Below are 6701 nucleotides of genomic sequence, written 5' to 3'. Positions count from 1 at the left end.
TGCGCCGCGTCGAGCTTGCGCAGCGGCTGGCCGCGCGCACCGGCGACCGGCCCGATCCGCGCGCGCTCGGCAACACGCTGCTCGCCGGTTCGTTGAGCGCACCGACCGCGGCCGCGCTGTCGCGCGCCGAAAGCGCGACCACGTCGCTCGCGCTGCTGCTCGTCTCACCCGATTTCCAACGGAGATGACCATGGCACTGTCCCGCCGACAATTCCTGAGCGTGGCCGCCGCCGGCGCCGGCGCGATCCTCGTCGCGCCGCGGATCGTGTTCGCGAACGTCGCGACCGACCGGCGCTTCGTGTTCGTGATCCAGCGCGGCGCGGCCGACGGCCTGAATATCGTCGTCCCGTATGCCGAGCCCGCGTATGCAGCGCTGCGCGGCCCGCTCGCGATCGACACGTCGGCCGCGACACGGCTCGACGGCACGTTCGCGCTGCATCCGTCGCTCGTGCAGACCGCGCAGTTGTACCGCGACGGGCAGGCGCTGTTCGTCCATGCGATCGCGTCGCCGTATCGCGACCGTTCGCATTTCGACGGCCAGAACGTGCTCGAGACCGGCGGCCGCGCACCGTACCAGGTAAAGGACGGCTGGCTGAACCGGCTCGCCGCGCTGCTGCCGGCCACGCGCGAAAGTGCGATCGCGTTCGCGCCGACCGTGCCGCTCGCGTTGCGCGGCACCGTGCAGGCTGCGTCGTACGCGCCATCCGGGTTGCCGGCCGCGCCGGACGACCTGCTCGCGCGCGTGTCGGCGCTCTATGAGGCTGACGCGCAGCTCGGCCCGCTGTGGCAATCGGCGATGGATGCGCGCGGACTCGCCGGCGATGCCCATGCGCGGCAGGATCCAGCGGGTGTCGGCAAGCTCGCCGCGACGTTCCTCGCGCGCGACGACGGCCCGCGCATCGCGATGATCGAGACGGGCGGCTGGGACACGCACAGCGCGCAGAACGCGCGGCTCGCGAATCAGCTGAAAGCACTCGACACGATGCTCGCTGCGCTGCGCGACGGCCTCGGGCCCGCGTGGCAGCAGACCACGGTGCTGGTCGCGACCGAGTTCGGCCGCACGGCTGCCGCGAACGGCACCGGCGGCACCGATCACGGGCAGGCGTCGGTCGCGATGCTCGCGGGCGGTGCGGTCGCCGGCGGCCGCGTGATCGCCGACTGGCCGGGTTTGCGGCCGGGCGACCTGTACGAAGGGCGCGACCTGAAGCCGACCGCGTCGCTCGACGCGCTGATCTCGGGCGCCGCCGCCGAAAGCCTGCGGCTCGATCCGCACCGCACCGCGTCCGCGCTGTTCGCGGAAAGCGGTGCGACGCGGCCGATGAGCGGGCTGATTCGCGGAGCCGCGTGACGCGCCGCGTTGCCGTATCGGCACTGAATCCATCCACTACACAACAGGGAGAATGCAAGATGTTGAAGATGCGATCCGTTTCGCTCACCGTGCTGGTCGCGGCCAGTGCGACGCTGCTGTCCGCGTGCGTGGTCGAACCCGTGCGACCGCCGCAGCCGGCGCCGGTCGTCGAGGTACCGACTCCGATGCCCGCGCCAGGCTATCGCTGGGCGAAGGGGCATTACCGGTGGGCCGGCAATCACTGGGCGTGGGTGCCCGGGCACTGGGTGGGCGTGTACTGATCGGGCGTAACGTGCCCCGCGGCGCGGGTGCGGAAGAGGCGGGGCAGCGTATTGAAATGCGATGCGCGTTGCCCTAAGCTGCCGGATCCCGGCGACGGGCATCCGGCGACGGGCATCCCCGTTCGTCCGTCACGGCGAGTCGATCCACGGCCGCCGTTTTCTACCTCACGGCACCCACATGAAAGCATGGCTCGTTGCGCTGGCCGTCGCGGCCGGCATGACCGGCGCGCACGCCGCGTCGTTCAACTGCGCGAAAGCGTCCACGTTCGTGGAGCGCGAAATCTGCGCCAATCCGACGCTGTCGCGTCTCGACGATGCGCTCAACGCGGATTACCAGCACATGCTCTACGACTTCAGCAACTATCCGGTCGAGGATCCGCCCGAGTATGAGCAGTTCATGGCGACCCAGAAGGCATGGCTGAAGGCGCGTAACCGCTGCACGACGACGCAGTGCCTGATCGACAGCTACCGCAAACGCATCGACGTGATGTGCGGGCAAATCGACTGGCAGGTGAAAGGCGATCGCGCGAAATGCCGCAGCAATGGCGGCCTGGGCGGGCTCGAGCTCGATCACTGAGCGCGGACACGTTGCGCGAGCCGGGATCCGTCAGGCCGGTGCGCGCCTACCACCCGATCCGGTGTTTCTCCTCCGTCTCGCGATGCCGCCAGTCGTCGTCCGCGTGCAGGTACTGGCTCGTCGTCGTGAGCGACACGTGGCCGAGGTTGTCGCGCACGAGCCGCAGGTCGACGCGGCCGTCGGCCATGTGCGAGCCCGCGCTGTGGCGCAGCCAGTGCGCGGACGCCTGTTCGAGCACGCGCGCCTGCTGCTCGCCGGCTTCGCCGTTCGCGCGCAACCGGTCGGCCGCATGCCGGAACACCTGCTTCACGATCCCGTGCAGCGCCGCGCGCGTGAGCGGCTTGCGCGTCTGGCCGACCGGCAGCACGAGCGGCGTGGGCTCGCCGTCGGACGGCAACGCGGGCAGGCCATGCGCACGCCGGTAGCGCGACAGCTCGGCCATCATTTCGTCGGTGGCCGGCACGAGCCGCTGCCGGCCGCCTTTGCCCGTCACGTCGAGCCACCAGCGGTCGCGCCCGTCCGCGTCGCGCCGGCAGAAGAACTGGCCCATCGTCGTGTCGGCCGCTTCGGTGATGCGCAACCCGCCGAGATACAGCAGCGTGAACAGCCAGCGCGCGCGATCCGCATGGAAGCCAGCACGCGCGTCGTCGCGCGGCATCGCGGCGATCGTGTCCTTGACCGACTGCCACAGCGGCTGCCCGAGATGGCGCGTGACGCGCGGCGCGGGCCGGCGCTGCCGCTGCCGCGACAACGCGAGCGGGTTGCCGGCCAGGTAGCCGGCCTGCACGAGCCACGAGAACATCACGTTCAGGATCACCAGCGCCTGCCGCTGGCTGGCCGCCGACAGCGGCCCGTAGAACGGCCGCCAGCGCGGATCGTCGCGCGGATGCTTGCGCCCGCCGTTCGCGCACCACAGGTCGGCCGGCGCGGGGGCGAGCAGGAACTGCCGGTACACGATCAGATCTTCGTGCGTGAGCGACGACAGCGGCTTGCCGCACGCGATCACGGCCCACAGCAGCAGGCGTTCGGCTTCCTTGCGATAGTTCTGGAACGTGGTCGGCGTATCGACGAAGCGTGCGAGCCACGCGCGCACCGCGTCGAGATCGTTGGTCGCGGCAATCTGCGGATGCGCGCTGTTCGAGCGGTTGGTGCCCGTGCGTCCGTCGAGCGTGGCCGGCACGGTCAGCGCATCGATCGGCAGCGGGCGCAGCGCGGTGTCGGACGGAACGGGTGAGGTCATGCGAAGCGGGGTGCGTTGCGCGGATCGTGCGCTGGGAGCCGGGCGGACGAACGCAGCGCGATCAGGCATATCGGGAAGCGCCGATGGTACACGATCGCCACACGGCGAACCCGCCGGCGACGATCGCTTTGCTCAGGCGACGGTATGCCGTTCGGCAACGGCCCGATGAGCGTCGCCTGTCGCATGATGCCGATCAGCGATAGATCCGCTGCATGAGGGGCGCTCTGGCGGCGACGTACGCGGCCGAACCGGCTCACCGCAACGTGACGCCTCGCAAGCGACATCCGGCGAACGAGGGGCAGATCGATGCTTGTAAGCTGTTTGTGAACTTTCTTGTCGCACCGGTCGTCTAACCGGCCCTCCAACGCTTCCTGAGGACCATCAGATGATTTGCTCATCCAGAACGCTGCTCGGCGCGGCCGTCATTGCCGGCAGCACGCTCCTCGCCGGATGCCAGACCGACGCAGTCACCACGTCGCCGAACGCGGTGCGCCCGGCCGATGCCAAGCCGGTGACGAAGACTGTCTATGTCGCGCCGCAATCCGCGCGCTGCACCGGCGTCGCGCCGATGGAGTGCCTGCAGGTGCGCAGCAGCCCGAGCGAGCCGTGGAGCCTGTGGTACGCCGGCATCGAAGGCTTCGCGTATCAGCCCGGTTACCTGTACACGCTTGAAATCGACGAATACCGCGTCGCGCAGCCGCCGGCCGACGGCTCGTCGATCCGCTGGGTGCTCAAGCGCGTCGTCGAGCGCCGCGCGGCGAACTGACGGCCGCGCTCACGCGGACGGGCGCGCCGCCGCACCGGCTGGCGGCGCGGCCGTATCGATCCGCCGGAACACGACGGACGACAGCAGCGTCACCAAACCCATGCAGGCGAACGACAGCATGAACCCGTGCGCCATCGAGCCCCGATAGGCGGCAAACACGTTGACGAGGCCGCCGCCGATCGACACGCCGAGCCCCATCGCCAGCATCTGCATCATCGTGAACAGGCTGTTGCCGCTGCCGGCGTCGGCATGCGACAGCCCCTTGAGCGTCACGCCGTTCATCGCCGCGAACTGCATCGAGTTCGCGGCGCCGAACACGATCAGCAGCACGCCTTCCAGCACCGGCGCGGGGCGTGTCGACACCAGCGCGAACCCCGCGATCGCACACCCGACGATTCCCGTATTCACGACCAGAAATGCCGCGTAGCCGAAGCGCTTCACGAGCGGCGCGATCCAGCGTTTCGCGATGACGCCCGCGATCGCGGCCGGCAGCAGCATCAGCCCCGACTGCAGCGGCGTATAGCCGAGCTGCACCTGCATCAGCAGCGGCAGCATGAACGGCACCGAGCTCGTGCCGATCCGGCACAGCAGGTTGCCGAGCAGCCCCGAGCCGAAGTTCGGCTCGCGGAACAGCCCGAGCCGGAACAGCGGCTGCGCGCGGCGCCGCGCATGCGGCAGGTAGGCAAGCGCGCTCGCCAGGCCGACGATGGCCAGCCCGGCCGACCACGCCGCGCGATGCGCGGGCATCGGCGGATCGATCGCGAGCGACAGCGCGATCATCGCAATGGACAGCAGCGCGCAGCCGACGAAGTCGAACGGTGGCGGCTGCGTCAGCTGGTCGTGCGGCAGATAGCGCTGCACCGCGAGGAAGCCGACCATGCCGACCGGCACGTTGACGATGAACACCCAGTGCCACGAGATCGCCTGCGTGAGCCAGCCGCCGAGCGTCGGCCCGGCGATCGGCCCGAGCTGCGCGGCGACCGACACGAACGCGAGCGCCGACACGTACTGCTCGCCCGGCACGCGCCGCAGCACGGCGAGCCGCCCGATCGGCAGCAGCATCGACCCGCCGATGCCTTGCAGCGCGCGTGCGGCGACGAGCTGGCCGAGCGTATGCGACGCCGCGCAGCCGATCGACGCGAGCACGAACACGAGAATCGCGAGCGAGAACACGCGGCGCGTGCCGAACCGGTCGGCCAGCCAGCCGGACGCGGGCGTGAGCATCGCCATCGTCAGCGTATAGACGACCACGACGGGCTGCATCGCGAGCGGCGACGCGTGCAGGCTTTGCGCGATCGAAGGCAGGGCGGTGTTGACGATCGTCGTGTCGAGCGACTGCATGAAGAATGCAGCGGCGACGATCCAGAGCAGCGCGGTGTGTGTGGGTTCTCGGGACATGGCGAAATCGGTGGTGCAAAGGCCGGCGCGGGCGGCGCCTTGACGCGGTCCGCGGCGCCTGCCGGTCTTCAAGCGCTCGATGGTACCGATTCCGATGGTCATCGGGAAGCTGCCTGACGACGTTGACTGTCATCGGCCATGCCGATGACAATGCGGGGTGCTCAATCCCGTCTGGCTCAAGACGTTCGCGACCGTCACGAACTGCCGCAGCTTCACCGAAGCGGGCCGGCAGCTCGGGCTCAACCAGTCGAGCGTCAGCGAACACATCCGTCGTCTCGAAGAGAGCGTCGGCCGGCGGCTGTTCGTGCGCGACACGCATTCGATCGCGATGACGGCCGACGGCGAGGCGCTGCTCGTGCATGCGAACGTGATCCTGCAGGCGCTGAACCGCGCGGAATCGCAATTCCGCAAGCCGCGGCTGCAAGGGCTGGTGCGGCTCGGCGCGCCGGACGATCTCGCGCTCGTCGCGTTGCCGGACGTGCTCGCCGGGTTTCGCGCCGCGCACCCGGACGTCGCGCTGGAGATCACCACCGGCATGACGAGCCGGCTCTACGAAGGGCTGGACGCGGGCGCGCTCGACCTGATGATCGGCAAGCGGCGGCTCGGCGAGCGGCGCGGCACGCCGCTCTTGCGTGCGCGGCTCGAATGGGTCGCGCGTCCCGGCACGGTCGTCGATCCGGAGCGGCCGCGGCCGCTCGTGCTGGTCGCCGAGCCGAGCGTGACGCGCGGGATCGTCCTGAACGCGCTCGCGGAGAAGGGGATCGGCTGGGAAGTCGTGTGTTCGAGCAGCAGCCAGCCGGGGTGCATCGCGGCCGCGCGCGCGGGGCTCGGCCTGACCGCGACGTCGCACTATTTGTCGACGCGCGGGCTTGCGCCGCTGGTCAATGGCGACGCGCTGCCCGTGCTGCCCGACATCGAATTCATCGCGCTGGCCGCGAAGCGGCTCAGCCAGCCGGCGCGCACGCTGCTCGAATTGCTGGAAGCGAGCGACCTGCGCGCGCCGGGTACGGCCGCCTGACGCGGCCAACGGGCTGACGGCCCGACGCGCGGCGCTACGCGCCGGCGACCGCGAACGCGAACGCGAACGCGAA

The 6701-nt window shown here is 70.2% G+C and carries 8 protein-coding genes and 1 pseudogene; 6 read left to right on the top strand and 3 right to left on the bottom strand.

Features of this window, described 5'->3' with window-relative positions:
* The 4 genes and pseudogenes from G3N61_RS26980 to G3N61_RS26965 all read left to right on the top strand — a co-directional run.
* Positions 1 to 188 (top strand): annotated as a pseudogene (locus G3N61_RS26980) (DUF1800 domain-containing protein); the annotation flags it as partial.
* Complete coding sequence (locus G3N61_RS26975; protein ID WP_205824021.1) at positions 185 to 1348, top strand: DUF1501 domain-containing protein; 1164 nt, start codon at positions 185 to 187, stop codon at positions 1346 to 1348. The pseudogene G3N61_RS26980 and the gene G3N61_RS26975, both read left to right, overlap by 4 nt.
* A 62-nt stretch (positions 1349 to 1410) precedes the next feature.
* Positions 1411 to 1629, top strand: coding sequence for a YXWGXW repeat-containing protein (locus G3N61_RS26970; RefSeq protein ID WP_089452947.1), 219 nt, complete (start codon positions 1411 to 1413; stop codon positions 1627 to 1629).
* Positions 1630 to 1807: 178 nt separating this feature from the next.
* On the top strand, positions 1808 to 2206 hold the full coding sequence (locus tag G3N61_RS26965) for a lysozyme inhibitor LprI family protein (RefSeq protein ID WP_175023210.1): 399 nt from the start codon (positions 1808 to 1810) through the stop codon (positions 2204 to 2206).
* Between the two features lie 46 nt (positions 2207 to 2252).
* Here G3N61_RS26965 and G3N61_RS26960 read toward each other — a convergent pair whose 3' ends face one another.
* Entirely contained in the window at positions 2253 to 3446 is a 1194-nt protein-coding gene (locus tag G3N61_RS26960) for a tyrosine-type recombinase/integrase (RefSeq protein WP_205824020.1), read from the bottom strand.
* Entirely contained in the window at positions 3443 to 3844 is a 402-nt protein-coding gene (locus G3N61_RS26955; protein ID WP_205824019.1) for a hypothetical protein, read from the bottom strand. Before G3N61_RS26955 ends, G3N61_RS26960 begins: the two co-directional genes overlap by 4 nt.
* Between G3N61_RS26955 and G3N61_RS26950 the strand changes: the two genes are divergently transcribed.
* On the top strand, positions 3832 to 4212 hold the full coding sequence (locus G3N61_RS26950; RefSeq protein WP_205824018.1) for a DUF4377 domain-containing protein: 381 nt from the start codon (positions 3832 to 3834) through the stop codon (positions 4210 to 4212). The genes G3N61_RS26955 and G3N61_RS26950 overlap by 13 nt on opposite strands.
* A 9-nt stretch (positions 4213 to 4221) precedes the next feature.
* Here G3N61_RS26950 and G3N61_RS26945 read toward each other — a convergent pair whose 3' ends face one another.
* Complete coding sequence (locus G3N61_RS26945; protein ID WP_205824017.1) at positions 4222 to 5610, bottom strand: DHA2 family efflux MFS transporter permease subunit; 1389 nt, start codon at positions 5608 to 5610, stop codon at positions 4222 to 4224.
* Between the two features lie 157 nt (positions 5611 to 5767).
* Between G3N61_RS26945 and G3N61_RS26940 the strand changes: the two genes are divergently transcribed.
* Positions 5768 to 6628 (top strand): LysR substrate-binding domain-containing protein, encoded by an 861-nt coding sequence (locus tag G3N61_RS26940; RefSeq protein ID WP_205824016.1) that lies wholly within the window; start codon positions 5768 to 5770, stop codon positions 6626 to 6628.
* Positions 6629 to 6701 lie beyond the last annotated feature (73 nt).

It is taken from the genome of Burkholderia sp. Ac-20349 (assembly GCF_017104865.1).
GTDB lineage: Bacteria > Pseudomonadota > Gammaproteobacteria > Burkholderiales > Burkholderiaceae > Burkholderia > Burkholderia aenigmatica.
The sequence above is the reverse complement of the archived record's forward strand: the minus strand, read 5'-3'. Positions and strand labels throughout refer to the sequence as shown.